14 protein-coding genes are annotated in these 13,992 nt (G+C 60.3%); 4 read left to right on the forward strand and 10 right to left on the reverse strand.

Annotated elements, in window-relative coordinates:
- Positions 1-5 precede the first annotated feature (5 nt).
- From B9A97_RS18130 to epmA, 5 genes are all read right to left on the reverse strand, one after another.
- Complete coding sequence (locus tag B9A97_RS18130; protein WP_084366770.1) at positions 6-914, reverse strand: amino acid--[acyl-carrier-protein] ligase; 909 nt, start codon at positions 912-914, stop codon at positions 6-8.
- A gap of 5 nt (positions 915-919) precedes the next feature.
- Positions 920-2,101, reverse strand: coding sequence for an acyl-CoA dehydrogenase family protein (locus B9A97_RS18135; protein ID WP_084366771.1), 1,182 nt, complete (start codon positions 2,099-2,101; stop codon positions 920-922).
- The gene (locus tag B9A97_RS18140; RefSeq protein WP_084366772.1) at positions 2,101-2,352 is read right to left on the reverse strand and encodes an acyl carrier protein; all 252 of its coding nucleotides are present in this window, start codon (positions 2,350-2,352) and stop codon (positions 2,101-2,103) included. Before B9A97_RS18140 ends, B9A97_RS18135 begins: the two co-directional genes overlap by 1 nt.
- A 179-nt stretch (positions 2,353-2,531) precedes the next feature.
- A complete protein-coding gene (locus B9A97_RS18145) occupies positions 2,532-3,581 on the reverse strand; it encodes a lysine-2,3-aminomutase-like protein (protein WP_084366773.1) in 1,050 nt (349 codons plus the stop codon).
- The gene (gene epmA / locus B9A97_RS18150; RefSeq protein ID WP_084366774.1) at positions 3,578-4,642 is read right to left on the reverse strand and encodes an EF-P lysine aminoacylase EpmA; all 1,065 of its coding nucleotides are present in this window, start codon (positions 4,640-4,642) and stop codon (positions 3,578-3,580) included. The genes B9A97_RS18145 and epmA overlap by 4 nt, the downstream gene beginning before the upstream one ends.
- Before the next feature lie 144 nt (positions 4,643-4,786).
- Here epmA and efp point away from each other — a divergent pair, with 144 nt between their 5' ends.
- Complete coding sequence (gene efp, locus B9A97_RS18155; protein WP_084366775.1) at positions 4,787-5,356, forward strand: elongation factor P; 570 nt, start codon at positions 4,787-4,789, stop codon at positions 5,354-5,356.
- A gap of 181 nt (positions 5,357-5,537) precedes the next feature.
- Here efp and B9A97_RS18160 read toward each other — a convergent pair whose 3' ends face one another.
- Positions 5,538-5,750 (reverse strand): DUF465 domain-containing protein, encoded by a 213-nt coding sequence (locus tag B9A97_RS18160; protein WP_084366776.1) that lies wholly within the window; start codon positions 5,748-5,750, stop codon positions 5,538-5,540.
- 91 nt (positions 5,751-5,841) lie between these two features.
- Here B9A97_RS18160 and B9A97_RS18165 point away from each other — a divergent pair, with 91 nt between their 5' ends.
- Positions 5,842-6,804 carry a hydrogen peroxide-inducible genes activator gene (locus B9A97_RS18165; protein ID WP_084366777.1) on the forward strand — a complete coding sequence of 321 codons (963 nt, stop codon included), beginning with the start codon at positions 5,842-5,844 and terminating at the stop codon, positions 6,802-6,804.
- 11 nt (positions 6,805-6,815) lie between these two features.
- On the opposite strand, the gene B9A97_RS18170 is transcribed toward B9A97_RS18165, so the two are convergent.
- Positions 6,816-8,300, reverse strand: a complete 1,485-nt coding sequence (locus B9A97_RS18170) for an NAD-dependent succinate-semialdehyde dehydrogenase (protein ID WP_084366778.1) — start codon at positions 8,298-8,300, stop codon at positions 6,816-6,818.
- Complete coding sequence (locus tag B9A97_RS18175) at positions 8,297-9,583, reverse strand: 4-aminobutyrate--2-oxoglutarate transaminase (RefSeq protein WP_084366779.1); 1,287 nt, start codon at positions 9,581-9,583, stop codon at positions 8,297-8,299. The genes B9A97_RS18170 and B9A97_RS18175 overlap by 4 nt, the downstream gene beginning before the upstream one ends.
- Positions 9,584-9,731: 148 nt before the next feature.
- On the opposite strand from B9A97_RS18175, the gene B9A97_RS18180 reads away from it, so the two are divergent.
- Positions 9,732-10,547, forward strand: a complete 816-nt coding sequence (locus B9A97_RS18180; RefSeq protein ID WP_143530573.1) for a MerR family transcriptional regulator — start codon at positions 9,732-9,734, stop codon at positions 10,545-10,547.
- Positions 10,548-10,627: 80 nt separating this feature from the next.
- Here the strand turns inward: B9A97_RS18180 and B9A97_RS18185 are convergent, their stop codons facing one another.
- Together B9A97_RS18185 and B9A97_RS18190 are read right to left on the reverse strand one after the other, a co-directional pair.
- Positions 10,628-12,037: an efflux transporter outer membrane subunit gene (locus tag B9A97_RS18185; protein ID WP_084366783.1), complete on the reverse strand. Its 1,410-nt coding sequence runs from the start codon at positions 12,035-12,037 to the stop codon at positions 10,628-10,630.
- Between the two features lie 198 nt (positions 12,038-12,235).
- Entirely contained in the window at positions 12,236-13,183 is a 948-nt protein-coding gene (locus tag B9A97_RS18190) for a phosphoribosylaminoimidazolesuccinocarboxamide synthase (protein ID WP_084366785.1), read from the reverse strand.
- A gap of 261 nt (positions 13,184-13,444) precedes the next feature.
- Between B9A97_RS18190 and B9A97_RS18195 the strand changes: the two genes are divergently transcribed.
- Positions 13,445-13,660 carry a hypothetical protein gene (locus tag B9A97_RS18195; RefSeq protein WP_084366787.1) on the forward strand — a complete coding sequence of 72 codons (216 nt, stop codon included), beginning with the start codon at positions 13,445-13,447 and terminating at the stop codon, positions 13,658-13,660.
- The last annotated feature ends 332 nt before the right edge of the window (positions 13,661-13,992 follow it).

A 13,992-nucleotide genomic window follows, 5' to 3' on the forward strand; every position in this document is an offset into this window, starting at 1 on the left:
GGCGCTCAGCCCCAGAGCGCCTTGCGGACGGTGGCCGGCCAGAGCTTCGGATCGAGGCCGTGATGGTGGAACAGGGCAAGCGCAATGCGCTCCAAGCCGAAGCCGACGCAGGCGGTGTGGGCCACCGCGCCGTCATGCAGTTCCAGTCCCCACTTCACCCCGAAAGAATCCTGGTGATAGTTGAAGCTCATGCAGGCGGTCGGCTTGGCGACTGAGGTGATCGGGATCAGCAGTTCGAACTTGAGGTTCTGGTCACGCTGGTTGTTGACCATCATCTTGCCGGCGCGACCGAAGAAGGGGTCATTGGCCACGTCGATTTCGACCGGAAGCTCGACCTCGGCCATCATCTTGACGCCGCGATCCATCCAGAGCTGGCGGAAATCGGTGACGTCCTGCTGGGTGCCCATGCAGACATATTCGCGCATGCGGAACAGCTGCTGACGTGCAGGGTCGTTTGAGGGCTCATGGCGGAAGCAATAGGATTGCAGATCGTAGAGCCCGCCCTTCTGCTTCAGCCGGCCGCGCTTGGCGATCGTCGGATAGAGCGGATAGCAGGCTGCGGGCGTCAGCACGATGTCGGTCGCCTTCTGCTCGCCGGTCCAGTCCTGGCCCTCGTCCATGGCCTTGATCAGGCTGACATGGTCAAGCTCGCAACCGCAGAAGCTATGCACGGTGCCGGCAAGCTGCGGAAAGCTCTTCATGTAACCGCTCTTTTCGAAGTAGGCGCGGTTCATGCCGGGGGGGAAGCGGATGGCTTCGGCGCCATCGGCGCCGCCGAAGCGGTCGATCAGCCGCTCGAAGGCGGCAATGACGTCTTCAAACGTGCCGCTGCGACCATAAAGGCCGTCGACACCGGTTTCGATGAGCAGGCCGGAATCGAAGAGCCGGTCGAGAAAGCTGGTCTGCATGTCCATTGGCGTTACCCCAACAAGCTTGTGTCTTGTTTATGTACGAGGAGCATGGTCGACGTATTGCCGAGAATACGGTCGTTCGAGATCATCAACTGGGCCGACTGCGCATCACGCAGGTGCCGCCCCAGGCTGAACGGCGTGCCGTTCTTGTAGCCCATGATGCCGCAGATCAGCATGGCGTGGTTGATGATCGGCAGGATCATCTCCGACGACGCGATCTTGACGTTGTTCATGGCCACGGCAAAAGCCATGGACGAAAGCTTGTCGCTATCTTCGCAGGCGTCTTCGTAGGTCTTCAGGCCCGCGATCACGTTGGAGCGAACCATCTGCAGGAGATTGGAGACCTCGGCCAGTCGCAGCGCACCGGGCGGCTGAACGGCGGGGTTCTTGCGCGCGGCGGCGCGCACAAAGGCCTGGGCGCGGGACACCGCATCGACCGCGATCCCATACCAGACGGCGCTCCAGAGAAGGTGCGACGTGGCCAGCATGGATTGGGCGGCGATCTCGGCGAAAGGCTTCGGCAGGATCTGGACCGCTGGCGCCTCGCCCTTGAACAGGAAGCCGTCCGAGCAGGTGCCGCGCATGCCCAGCGTGTCCCACTTGTGGGTCTGCTCCAGGCTATACTGGTCCTTGAGGAACACCGTCATCACCTGGTCGGTCGAGGCGGCGTCCTTGTGGCTGCGCGACGTCACCAGGATGGCGTCGCCATGGGAGCCATAGGAAATGACCGTGGCGTCCTTTTCCAGGCGGCAGGTGTCTCCGTCGACTTCGATCGCGCAGATGCTGTTGCGCATATTGCCGCCGATCCCGCCTTCAGTCGTGGCGGAGGCCAGCAGCAGTTGTTCGTCGGCGATGCGCCGCATGAAGGCGCGGTGCCAGTCGGCCTCATTCCCGTGGGAAATGAGGCTGGATGCCTTGATGTGATGCATGGCGAAGATCATGGCGCTGGATGCGCAAGCCTGGCCAAGCGTGGTGCAAAGCTCCGCAACCTGCGACAGGCTTGCGCCTTCCCCGCCGAACTCGGCGGGGATAAGGGCGGCCATCAGCCTTTCGGCCTTCATGGCATCAACGGCTTCTCGGGGGAAGCGTCCTTCACGGTCGACCTGGTCGGCATGAAGTGCAGCCACGGCTGCAACACGTGCGGCCCGGCTTTTCAGGCTCGTCGTGCTGTTTGCGGAGGAAAGATCCATCAGGCGACCTTTCTTTGCTCCAGGATCTGGGTCAACGCGCCCTCGATCGCGGCAACGCTGGCGAAGGACTTACGGTTGAGCAGATGATCGGGGAATTCCACGTCAAAGGCTTCTTCCAGACCCAGCATCAGCTGGACCGAGGCAAAGGACGACAGGCCGGCCGCGTAGAGGTCGGCATCATCCGCAAGGGTTTCGATGGGAGTGGACAGGCTACCAAGCCTTGCCAGCAGCTTTCGAATGGTATTATTCATCGGACCAGCCTCGCTCTCTAGGTCTTTGCAGTTGTAGTCTCTATGCTCGGTTCTAGTCCCGAAAGCATAAGATTCCGCTAAGCGCCGTAGTTAAACGAGGGTAAGAATTGTGCCGAAAAAGAATGGCATTCTGTCAATTTTTAGTAAATTGGTAGAGAATTCTCGAAAATTCAGCTGAATTACAGCAAGTCAGCATAAAAATGCTTCTCACCTCGGAAATCCCCCAGGGAATAGGAACCGTCGCCCAGAGCCTCGACAGCGGTCTCCGAAATTTCAACCTTTCCGTGTCCTCCCGGCAGGTCGAGGACGTAGGTCGGTTGGCACAGGCCGGAGAGATTTCCGCGAAGAGCCTTCACCAGCGCCCGTCCTTCCTCAAGCGACAGCCTGAAATGTGCTGTTCCCGGCGCGAGGTCTGGATGATGCAGGTAATAGGGCTTCACCCGAGCTTCGACAAAGCCCCGCATCAACGCGCTCAGGGTTGAGACGTCGTCATTGACGCCTTTCAACAACACTGTCTGGCTGATCAAGGTGATGCCGGCATCGGCGAGACGAGCGCAGGCGGCCCGAACGGCGGATGATAGCTCGCGCGGATGATTGGCATGCACTGCAAGGTAGACGGTCTTGCCGCTTGCCTTCAGCGCGTCGATCATGTCGCTGTCGATCCGCGTGGGATCCACCGCCGGCACGCGCGTGTGCAGCCGCACGATCTTCACGTGTTCGATTTGGGCGAGTCCGCTCATGACGTCGCGCATACGCCTGGGAGACAGCACCAGCGGGTCGCCGCCGGTCAGGATGACCTCCCAGATCGCCTCGTGGCTCGCGATATAGGCAAGCGCGGCTTTGAGTTCGTCGCTCGCCAGCGTGCCATCGCCGGATGGGCCCACCATCTCCCGGCGAAAGCAGAAGCGGCAGTAGACCGGGCAGACATGCACGGCCTTGAGCAAGACCCGGTCGGGATAGCGATGGACGATGCCCTTGACCGGGGTATGGGCATGGTCACCGATCGGATCGGCGTTTTCGCCGGGGTGGACGTTGATCTCCCGCGCGTCTGGAACGAATTGCCGGGCAATCGGGTCGGCCGGGTCGGTGCGATCAATCAGATCGGCGATGTCGGGTGTGATCGCGATCGCATAACGGTCGGCCACGGCCTGCAGCGAGGGAAGGTCTCTCTCGCTGATGAGATCGGCGGCTCGAAGGGCCGAAAGCGTCGTCAGGCTGCGCTGGTTCATGGGGCGATATCCGCCACCGGCGCCCACATCACCTGGTCGATCCTCTGCGCGCCGGTTGCCAGCATCACCAGGCGGTCGAAACCCAGTGCTATGCCGCTTGCATCAGGCATCAGCGCGAGAGACGCCAGGAAATCCTCGTCGATCGGATAGGTCTCGCCGTAGATGCGGGCTTTCTCCGACATCTCGATCTCAAATCGCCTGCGCTGCTCGCCGGCATCCGTCAACTCGCCGAAGGCATTGGCCAGTTCCACCCCGCAGGCATAAAGCTCGAAGCGTTCCGCGACACGCGGGTCGCGAGCGGAGGGACGGGCGAGGGCGGCTTCGCTGACCGGATATTCATACAGGATCGTTGCCCTGTCAAAACCAAGATTGGGCTCGACCTTCTCTACGATGACGCGGCTAAACAGGTCGGCCCAGCTATCATCATCGGCGTGGCGAATGCCGGCACGGACGAGTTCAGCGGCCAGCCGGTCGCGGTCTGTTTCTCCCGATTGCGCAATCGAGGCGAGGAGATCGATGCTGGCATAGCGCTCGAAGGCTTCCGCCACACTCAGCCGCTCCGGCTGCTTCTGCGGATCGCAAGTCTGACCCCGGAAGGTCAAGGCCCGGCTGCCTGCGCAGTCTGCGGCCAGTGCCAGGATCTCGGCGCTATCCTGCATCAGCGTCTCGTAGCCTTCGCCCACCCTGTACCATTCCACCATCGTGAATTCCGGGTGGTGCAGCGGCCCGCGCTCCCGGTTGCGGTAGACGTGGGAAAAGCAGGCGATCTTGCGTTCTCCCGCGGCAAGCAGCTTCTTGCAGGCGAATTCCGGCGAGGTGTGCAGATAAAGCGGTGTGGGGCGACCATCCGTGGTCAGCGACTGCGTGACAAAGGCGTGCAGATGCGCCTCGTTTCCGGGCGAGACCTGAAGGGCTGCGGTATCGACTTCCACGAAGTTGTGCTTGTCGAAAAATGTCCTCAGTTCCCGCTGGATGCGATTGCGCGCCAGGAGAAACGGGCGCCGGTCCGCATGGACCGAGGGCGTCCACCAGGGCGAGGCGCGTTGGCTCGTATCCGTCATCGCGGGTTTCTCTGTCCTTGTCACAACACGGGCTGGCTATTTCGCCCGATTTAGGTTAGGTGCGCCCATGAAAATCATGAAGACGTCAGCAGGGACGGCGGGTCGTCCTTTACGACGGGTCTTCCGCAGTTACAAGGAATTCCAATGGTCAAGATTATCGCGTCATCCGTCCGCAAGGGCAATGTGCTTGATGTCGACGGCAAGCTGTACGTCGTTCTCACCGCCGAAAACTTCCACCCCGGCAAGGGCACTCCCGTGACCCAGGTCAATATGCGCCGCATCGTCGACGGCGTGAAGGTGTCCGAGCGCTGGCGCACGACCGAACAGGTCGAGCGCGCCTTCGTGGAAGACGTCAATCATCAGTTCCTCTATGAGGACGGCGAAGGCTTCCACTTCATGAACCCGGAATCCTATGACCAGGTGGTTGTGGATGTCGACACGATGGGCGACCAGAAAGCCTATCTGCAGGAAGGCATGACCTGCATTCTGTCGATGCATGAAGGTGTAGCGCTGGCGATCCAGCTGCCGCGTCACGTGACGCTGGAAATCACCGAAACCGAGCCGGTGACCAAGGGTCAGACGGCTTCTTCCTCCTACAAGCCCGCCATGCTGTCGAACGGCATCCGCACGCTGGTGCCGCCGCATATCGATGCCGGAACGCGCGTCGTTATCGCAACGGAAGACAATTCCTACGTCGAACGCGCCAAGAACTGATCCGCCCCGCCGGTCAGATGAAGCTATGGCCTGTCGGATCTCCGGCGGGCCATTTTTATTGGGGCTTGTGCTGTCCCCACAACGCTTGCCGTTAATCCATAAATTTGGGCCGGCGAGGGGGATCTCGCCGGCCCTGATTTCGGCCTAAAGTCTACTCTTGCGGCGGAAAGAGTATCTCGCCTCAGCGGCTGGCGAGACGCGACCGATTGGCCGAAGCTGGGATGAACGCCATTTCCGCGCGTTCGAGGTGGCTGATCTGCTCCTTGAGCTTCAGCTTGATTTTTTTCAGAGACTGTACGCGGAGCGTATCCGGTAGTGGCCGGCGCTGTTCCTCCATGATCTTGGCGGCGATGATCGAGTGGCGGCTGATCAGGGCTTTCAGTAGAGGTTTCATTGCGATCTCCTTTGTTGCCACTTGAATCTGGTGCAAAGACCGTCATTATTCCAATTGATTGTTCGGATCGTTCTCATAGAGAAAAACTATCATGCCGTTTCGACCCAGCCACCGTCAGTTGGAATACCTGATTGCGCTGGGAGACACCGGCCATTTTGGCGAGGCCGCGAAACGCTGCCACGTGTCGCAGCCGACTCTCTCGGTTCAGGTCGCTCTTCTGGAGAAGCAGTTGGGAACCGATCTCCTGGATCGGCGCCCGGGCCAGGTGGTGCCAACACCCGTCGGCGCGCAAATCATCGCCGCGGCGCGTGTGGTGCTGGCTGGTCTGGATGACATCAGGGCTCTTGCGCAATCGTCCAAGGCTAATCTCGGCGGCGCCATCCGGCTGGGCGTCGTCTCGTCTTTCGGTCCGTATTTCCTGCCGTTCCTGCTGCCTCAACTCCATGCCGACCATCGGGAACTCAAGGTCTATATCCGGGAAGACCGTCCGCGATCCCTGGAGGCGGCGGTTCTGTCTGGAGAAATGGATTGCGGGCTTGGCCAGGATCCCGGGCAGGACGATCTTTTTGCGTTTCAGGGCATCTGCCGTGAGCGGATCTATCTCGGCGTTCCGCGGCAGCATGCCATTGCGGCGATGTCGAGAGTGCCGCTCAGCGCTCTCAAGGGAGAGCGCTTGCTGACGCTTGGCCCCGGTCACCGGTTGCTGGACGACGTGCGAAATCTTGCCGCTGTTTCCGGCGCCATCCTGGCCGAAGACTATGAGGGGACCAGCCTGGATGCGCTGCGTCAGATGGTTTCCATCGAGATGGGCCTATCGCTTTTTCCGGAACTCTACATTCGCTCCGAGGTGCGAGGTGGGGAAAACGTCCACCTGGTGGAACTCGATGGATGGACCGGAGAGCGGCAGATCGGTTTCTTCTGGCGCAGGCAGAGTGCCCGCGGAGCGCATTTTGCCGCCTTGGCGCGGCTTGGCAGGAGCATTGCCGTCGATCGGCTTCACCTGGTGTCGCCCGACTGTGGCGGACCGGCGGCAGGGAGCGCCGGCCCGCTATAGATCGGGGCGTGTTACTGAATGCCGCCCAGGCAGAGATATTTGATCTCCGTGTAGTCATCGATGCCGTATTTCGACCCCTCGCGGCCAAGACCGGACTGCTTGATGCCGCCGAAGGGTGCGACCTCGGTCGAAATCAGGCCGGTATTGACGCCGACCATGCCGTATTCCAAAGCCTCGGCCACCCGGAAGATCTTGGCGATGTCCTTGGAATAGAAATAGGATGCCAGACCGAACTCGGTGTTGTTGGCAAGCTCGACGACCTCATCTTCCGTTTCGAAGCGGAAGAGCGGTGCAACGGGACCGAAGGTCTCTTCCACGGCCACCTTCATCTCGCTGGTAACGCCGGTCAGAATGGTCGGCTGGAAAAACAGGCCGCCCTGTTCCGCCGCATCGCCGCCGACAGCCACCTTTGCGCCCTTGGAGACTGCATCGGCCACGTGCTCCTTGACCTTCTTCAGGGCATTTTCATCGATCAGCGGACCGGTGGTCACGCCCTCGGCGAAGCCGTCGCCCACTTTCATCTTGGATACGCGCTCGGCCAGCTTCTGCGCAAAGGCATCATAGACGCCTGATTGCACATAGAGGCGGTTGGCGCAGACGCAGGTCTGGCCGGCGTTGCGGTATTTCGAGATCATGGCGCCTTCGACGGCGGCATCGAGATCGGCATCATCGAAGACGATGAACGGGGCATTGCCGCCCAGTTCCAGGCCAAGCTTCATGATCTGGTCAGCGCCCTGGCGCATCAGGATGCGGCCGACATTGGTGGAGCCCGTGAAGGTCAGCTTGCGGACCTTGTCGTTCTCGCACATCTCCTTGCCGACCATGGCGGCGTCGGTCGAGGTGACCACCGAGAAGATCCCGGCAGGCACGCCCGCACGTTCCGCCAGAAGGGCTAGCGCCAGGGCGGACAGCGGTGTCTGCGCTGCCGGCTTCGACACCATGGCGCAGCCGACTGCGATGGCGGGCGCCATCTTGCGCGCCAGCATGGCATTCGGGAAGTTCCACGGCGTGATGGCACCGACGACGCCCACCGGCTGCTTGATGACGATGATGCGCTTGTCCTGCTGATGGCCGGGAATGGTATCGCCATAGACGCGCTTGGCCTCTTCACCGAACCACTCGACATAGGATGCGCCATAGAGAATTTCGCCGCGCGCTTCCGGCCAGGGCTTGCCCATTTCCATGGTCAGGATGGTCGCAAGGTCATCGGCATTGGCGACCATGAGGTCGTAGAGCTTGCGCAAGACCGCGGCTCGCTCCTTGCCGGTCTTTGCCGCCCAGGTTTTCTGGGCCTTGTGGGCCAGGTCGATCGCCCTCGTGATTTCGGAGCGATCAAGATCCGGAAGAACGGCGATCACATCGCCGGTCGCCGGATTGGTGACGTCGAATGTCTTGCCGCTGGTGCTGCTTGCCAGCCATTCGCTGCCGATCAATGCCTTGTCGATGGCAAGGCTCGGATCCTTGAGTTTGGACGTGAGTTTGTCGGAAATGGTCATTTCTTGGCCTCCGCGCTGCATTCGCGCATGCTGGATTCGATGATGGCAAGCGCCTCGCTGAACACCTCGTCCTGGATGGTGATGGGAGAGAGGAAGCGAATGACGTTGCCGTAAATGCCGCAGGTCAGCAGAATAAGCCCCTTTTCCAAGGCCTTCAGCCTCACGGCGTTGGTAAACTCGGCGCTTGGCTTGTCGGTTCCCGGCTGGTTGAACTCAACCGCAACCATGAAGCCCGGGCCGCGGATGTCTGCGATCTCCGGCACGTCCGACCGCAGGGATTCGAGCTTCTGCTTCAAACGGGCACCAAGCGCCTGGGCGCGGTCGCAGAGCTTTTCCTCTTCGATCACGTCAAGAACGGCGTGCGCGGCAGCCACGCCAATCGGGCTGCCGGCATAGGTGCCACCCAGGCCGCCCGGGCCCGGCGCGTCCATGATTTCTGCACGCCCAGTGACGGCAGAGATGGGGAAGCCGCCACCTAGACCCTTCGCCATGGTCACAATATCAGCCTCGACGCCGAAATGCTCCATGGCAAACAGCTTGCCGGTGCGGGCAAAGCCAGTCTGCACCTCGTCAGCGATCAGCAGCATGCCGTGCTCGTCGCAGATTTCCCGCAGGCGCGTCATCAGGGCGCGCGGCACTTCGTAGAAGCCACCTTCTCCCTGGACAGGCTCGATGATGACGGCGGCTACGCGCTTCGGATCGACATCGGCCTTGAACAGCTTGTCGAGCACATCAAGCGCATCAGACACGTCTCCGCCATGCAGCTTGATCGGGAAGGGGACATGGAAGACATCGCCCATCATCGGGCCGAAGCCCGTCTTATAAGGCACGACCTTGCCCGTCAGCGCCATGCCCATGAAGGTGCGACCGTGGAAAGCGCCGGTGAAGGCAATGACCGCGGAACGACCGGTTGCCGCGCGCGCGATCTTCACGGCATTTTCGACGGCCTCGGCGCCCGTCGTGGCAAAGATGGTCTTCTTCGCGAAGTTGCCTGGGACGGCGGCATTCAGGCGCTCGGCTAAGGCGACATAATTCTCATAGGGCACGACCTGATGGCAGGTATGGGTGAAGCGGTCGATCTGGTTCTTGACCGCTTCGATAACCCGGGGGTGGCGATGGCCAGTGTTGACCACTGCGATACCGGCCGCGAAGTCGATATAGCGGCGCCCCTCGACATCCCAGATCTCTGCGTTTTCAGCCCGTTCAGCATAGACCTGCGTCGTCATTCCGACGCCGCGGGATATGGCCTGCGTTCGGCGTTCGGCAATTTGAGAATTCTGCATGAGAAGGCTCCTCTTGGATGATCCGGACCTGCGAGCCCACCCAGGCCCAGCATCAGGTTTGCATATTTCCTACATTTTTTCTGTAGACATGCAATATGGATTTTTCGCATACTGCTCCTATTGTCGGACGCAGACGAGATTGAGTGCCATGGACGATATCCGTTTCAAGATCGCTGACGCAGCCCGCCTTGTGGGTGTGTCGCCCTCCACATTGCGTCTGTGGGAAACGCAGGACCTGATTCAGCCGATTCGAACCCCGACCGGGCAGAGATTGTATGACCGCGCCATGATGGCGCGCCTGCAAACCATCGCGCGGCTGCGCACGGAAAAAGGCCTCAATCCCTCCGCGATACGGGAAAGCCTTCGACAGGATGACGAAGATGCCGGCCCCGCGGACGGTCAGGAGAACGAAAACGGCGAGATGCAGGTGGGTGCCCGGATCAGGCGCTTGAGGCGGGAGGCCGGCAAAACACTCGAAGCGGTCTCGCTGGAAGCCGGAACGTCCATATCACAGCTATCGATGTTCGAGCGGACCTCGCAAGGACTGTCCCTCAAGGCGCTGCATGCGGTAGCGCGCTCGCTTGGCACAACGCTTGCCGCGCTGAGCGGACAGGAACGAAGCGATGGCCGGGAATCCCTCATACGCCAGGGCCAATGGCTGGCCTGGCCCGATACGTCCCCCGGCGTCGCCGTCCAGGCGCTAGCCGCTGGCCGAAACCAGATGGAATGCAACCGATTCGTGCTGGGTCCGGGCGCATCAAGCGAAGGCGCCTATGCGCATGAGGGGGAAGAGTTCGTCCATGTGCTGACAGGCAGCGTGGAGTTCATTTTGGACGGCGATCAGTTCTTCGAACTCAATTCCGGCGACAGCTTCTATTTCGAGAGCCGCAGACCGCATTCCTGGCGCAACAGCTTTGATGGCGAGACCGTGCTGTTGTGGATCAACACGCCTGCGACCTTCTGATTTCACGTGCAAGCGATAAAAAAAAGGGCCTGGGCGCGTGCATCGCCCAGGCCTTGGAAGTCATTGCATTCGCTTAGGGGTTACATGCCCTTGGCGACGGTCGTCGAGCCAACCGCATAACCGCCACCGGTGGCGACGCTGAGAGCGACATAATCCAGAGCCAGTTTCTGCACAGCCTGAGCCAGACCGGCCTGCGCACTTGCAACCGAGCGCTGCGCGTCAAGAACATCGAGCAGCGAGCTTGCGCCGTCGCGATAGCTTGAGGTGGACAGCGACAGGGCCTCTTCATAGGACTTCACGGTTGCGGCCAAGGCGTTAACCGTCTGCGCGTCCCTGTTGATAGCAACAATCGCGTTTTCAACCTCTTCAACCGCGTTCAGAACGGCCGACTTCCAGGTGAGGTACTGAACGCGTGCTGTCGACTCGGCGATATCGACGTTTGCGCGCAGGGCGCCGCCATCGAAGATCGGCAGGCGAAGGCTCGGACCGAACGACCAGGAGGTCAGGTTGCCGCTGCCGGTGGTCATTGCAGTGTAGGAGGGTGCAATGGAACCGCTCAAGGTGATGGTCGGATAAAGCTTTGCTTCTGCCACGCCGATTTCGGCCACGGCGGATGCAAGGTCACGCTCGGCCTTGCGGATGTCTGGACGGTTGCGGATCAGGTCCGCCGGGATGCCGGTCTTGGGAATGCGGGCAGCCGTCGGCTGGCGCGCGCCTTTCTGAAGGTCTGCGACGAGCGACGAGGCGGGGAGGCCAAGCAGGGTGGCGATGTGATGCGCCGAGGCACGGAACTGCGCTTCAAATCCGGGAATATCCGCCAAGGTCGAATTGACTAGGCCTTCCGCCTGCACGACGTCGAGGCGCGAAGCTGCTCCTGCTTCGAGTTGCAGCTTGGTCAATTCCAGGGTTTCGCGCCGTGAGGCCAGGCTCTTGCGAGCGAGCGCGATGCGTTCCTGGTAATAGCGGGCATTGATGTAGGACTGTACCAGGTCCGAGAGATAGGCGAGACGAGCGACGTCTGCCGTGGCATAGGCAGCATCGACCGTGGCGCGCGCGCTTTCCTTGGCGCGGCGATACTCGCCCCAGAGGTCGAGTATCCAAGAGGCGCTCAATGCACCAGCCGTCGTGCTTTGGGGCGGCTGTTTGCTGAGCTGGCCTTCCGTGCCGCTACGCTCGAAGGAGCCGGATCCCGTCAGACTGGGCAATGCGCCTGCGCCAGCGGCGACAACGCCCGCTTCTGCAGCGGTAATGCGCTCGAGCGCCTGCAGCACGTCAAGGTTTTGATCAAGCCCCTTGTCGACCAGACCATCAAGGCGACGATCACGAAACGCGGTCCACCAGGCAACCGTCGACACATCACCGGCGCTGGAATTTCCGCCTTCGCTGAACTTGGCGGGCAATGCCATTTCGGGAGCGGTGTGATCGGGACCGGTGACGCAGCCGGCAAGGAGAAGCAGAGAAAGAAGAGGCGCGGCGCGGAGGGATAGCATCATATTATCCTGCGGTCAGACAAAGGTCACATAAGTTAACCGCCGAACCATCATGGCCGGCGGCGAGCTGCCTCGTTTCGCTAAACCGCGCGGCGGAGGTCGGCCGTTTCCTTCTGTTAACCTATCGATTCGTTGTTTAATATAACAAGTGTCGATTTTCGTTATGCACTTAGAAAAATCTGTCTGGAGGTGTTGCGCTCAGGCCGCAGCATAGGCCGCGAGATTCTTGTGCACCCGCACCTCGGGTGAGATCTCGCTATCGTCGGCGATAAACCGGTTGCCGGTAATGGCCTCATAGGCACGGATATAGACCTGCGAGGTCTCCTCGATCAGATCCTGGGGGATTTCGGGGATCTCGTCCTTATAAGGGTCGCATCGTTCCGCGACCCAGGCTCTGACGAAATCCTTATCGAAGCTTGCCGGCCTGCGGCCGGCTTCGAAACTGGCCGGGTAGCTCTCTGCAATCCAGTAGCGGCTGCTGTCGGGCGTATGAATCTCATCCGCCAGCAGGATGGTGCCGTTCTCGTCAGTGCCGAACTCATATTTCGTGTCGGCCAGGATGAGCCCGCGTTCGGCGGCGAGTTCCTGACCGCGCGCAAACAGGGCAAGAGCATAACGTGACAGTGTATCCCACTGCGCCTGGGTCAGCAGGCCATTGTCCACGATCTGCTTCGGCGTCAACGGTTCGTCGTGGCCTCCGTCGAACGCCTTGCTGGTTGGCGTTATAATAGGAGTTGGCAGTATCTGATTGTCGCGCATGCCGTCCGGCAGCTCGATTCCGTACATCCGCCTTTGACCTGCCTTGTAGAGAGTGAGGATCGAAGTGCCTGTTGTCCCGGCCAGGTAGCCACGCACGACGATCTCGACGGGAAGGATGTCCAGCCGCTTGCCGATGACCACATTGGGATCGGGATAGTCGAGAACATGGTTGGGGCAGATGTCCCGGGTGGCATCGAACCAATAGCGGGCCGTCTGGGTCAGCACCTGTCCTTTATACGGAATGCAGGTCAGGATCCGGTCGAAGGCGCTGAGACGGTCTGTTGATATGATGATCCGGCGTCCGTCCGGAAGGTCATAATTGTCGCGAACCTTGCCGCGGTAATAGTCTGGCAGTTCCGGAAAATGGGCTTCGGCAAGAATGCGCAAATGATGCACTCCTTTATAGCGAGGTCTTTAATGGCAAGCGCCGGGCGTTGATTCAGCCTTGGCCAGCCATCGACGCGTGGACTTATCGCCCGGTAACGCAATTCCATCGGGGTTTCAAAGGAAAAGCGAGTCAACCCCATGATCGCGCATGGCGTCTGCTGAAGAAGAGCGGCGCAAGGCGATTTTGTCGCATTTGCAGATCGCGGAGGCCTGCTTAAATCTGACGATCATCAAGCAAGTTGCCAAGCGAAGGAGTTTCATGTGTTGACCCAAGTGATCTACCGGGTGCCGGTATTCGGATGGATGTTGAAGGAAGCTGTCCAAGGCTCCACGACGGCCAAGGTTCTGTTCGTCTGCAACATGCTGTTGATATGGCTGCTGGCGATCATCTCGTTCGGCTATCCAGCGATCATTCTGCCGGCTCTGACGGCGGTTCCCTTGATGTTCATCGGCCTGATTATCATCACAATGGGCTGAGTGAGCGCTAAAGATTGCCCTGTCGGAGGCAGAATGATCACTCGGCAGGCGGTTCCTCGGTGCTTTGTGCCGATTATTTACGCCGATTTGGGCGTGTAAGCAGTCGAAGTCTTGTGACCGGCGAGGGGCAATGGCGGATTTGGAGGTATCGGCCGCAATAATTTTTATGACAATTCAATGACATATGAAAAACGACAGATTTTTGACAATTCCCTGTTGACGTCCGGAAGAGGCCAATCTATAAGTCCGCTCACTGACGAGGGCGGCGGCGCTGCTGGCGACGATGACCTTCGTTCTAGAGAAAACCTCTTCGAGTTGGCTGAGACGCTGAT

Source organism: Rhizobium sp. RU36D (genome assembly GCF_900176345.1).
Taxonomy (GTDB): domain Bacteria; phylum Pseudomonadota; class Alphaproteobacteria; order Rhizobiales; family Rhizobiaceae; genus Allorhizobium.